At 51.0% G+C, this 1,473-nt stretch carries 2 protein-coding genes; both read left to right on the top strand.

Annotated elements, in window-relative coordinates; all coding sequences use genetic code 11:
• Nucleotides 1-57 precede the first annotated feature (57 nt).
• Complete coding sequence (locus CHM34_RS18255; protein WP_094266035.1) at nucleotides 58-369, top strand: transposase; 312 nt, start codon at nucleotides 58-60, stop codon at nucleotides 367-369.
• Between the two features lie 29 nt (nucleotides 370-398).
• Nucleotides 399-1,283: an IS3 family transposase gene (locus tag CHM34_RS18250; RefSeq protein WP_094266034.1), complete on the top strand. Its 885-nt coding sequence runs from the start codon at nucleotides 399-401 to the stop codon at nucleotides 1,281-1,283.
• Nucleotides 1,284-1,473: the final 190 nt, after the last annotated feature.

Here is a 1,473-nt window from a genome sequence, read left to right as displayed (position 1 = left end):
CGACTTTGGACATCCTGGAGATGATGTTCTAAACTAAAGTTGGAAGGGGTTTTTCTGATGAAACGGCAAAATTACTCAAACGAGTTTAAAGTACAGGTCTCCAAAGAAGCGTTGGAGGTTGGGAATAAAGCGGGTGTGGCCCGACGTTACGAAATCGGTCCCAATCTGCTTCATCGTTGGATTCGGCAGTATCAAGAGGGTCATTTTGACGATGTGGACCCCTCTGCGATCCCGAACTGCCAAGTGGGGGAAGTGACCAAAGAAAACGATCGACTGAAGCAACTTCTGGGCGAAAAGGATCTTGAGATCGCCATTTTACGTGATCTGGTAAAAAAGAAGAACCCTCACTTGCTGAAAAGGTTGAAGTAGCCCACTCATGGATTCAAAAGGGCTACCCGGTGACAACGGTTTTACGAATCGTCGGCATAGCGCGATCCACGTATTATTACCAAACCCGCTACGCCGTCAAAGAAAAACAAGGAAGTGGGGGACGAGCGGCACCGGGATATTCGTGGACCGACAAAGGTGAGAAAGTGGCTGACGAACAGATCAGCGAGTGGTTGATGGAGATGATCGCCGGTTCAGGATCTGCTTACGGTTACCGCAAGCTGACTGTCCTGTTGCGCCGAGAATATCACTTGGTGATCAACCACAAGAAAGTCTACCGTTTATGTAAAAGACTCGACATTTTGCGGCCGCAACGGCAAAAACGAGTGAAACACCCCCGACGCATCGCACGTAACCGTACGGTGACCGCTTCCAACCAGCTGTGGCAGACGGACATCAAGTATGGCTACATTGCCGGGGAAGACCGTTTTTTCTTTGTGATGCCGGTACTGGATGTCTTTGATCGATCCGTGGTGGCGTATCATATGGGCCCCGCTTGTACATCGGGCGATGCGGCTGCTACTTTGCGTCGGGCCCTGTGGCGGAGAGAGCTGACGACCGGTGACAAACTTGTTATTCGTACCGACAATGGACCGCAGTTCGTGGCGAGAGCGTTTGGCGATGCGATTGAAGATCTGGGCTGCGAGCATGAACGGATTCCGCCAAAAACACCCAACAAGAATGCGCACATCGAAGCTTTTCACCGGATCTTAGAGGATGAGTGCCTGTCTCAGTCGGAGTTGGAAAGCTTTGAGGAAGCCTGTCTTGCCGTGACCGCTTTTATCCGTTTTTATAACCGGGAGCGAATCCATGGAAGTTTGGGTTACCAGTCGCCGGCTTGGTTTTACGAAGCTCAACGGAACCAGCCAGAGGGGATTCATACCGTTCACTTGTGAACATTTGATGCCTTTCGTCCGTGATAAACAAACAGCCGTCGTCGGGTAGGCCGTCAAGGGCGAACGGCAGTGAGGGCGTAGCCTTTCCCTTGACGGCCTACCCAGAGATGGCTACCATCCAAAATGGACGAAAGTGTGAGCATGAGTTAATATCATTCTCTATATGTCCAAAGTTCGGGGGTTAATCCGT

This window comes from Paludifilum halophilum (assembly GCF_002245355.1).
Classification (GTDB): Bacteria; Bacillota; Bacilli; order Thermoactinomycetales; family DSM-45169; genus Paludifilum; species Paludifilum halophilum.
Note: the sequence above shows the minus strand (reverse complement) of the source record. Positions and strands in the feature narration are given on the sequence as shown.

Bases quoted from the DNA above. Each gene is read 5' to 3' on its own strand.
- CHM34_RS18255 (WP_094266035.1), top strand. From the start codon at position 58: ATGAAACGGCAAAATTACTCAAACGAGTTTAAAGTACAGGTCTCCAAA.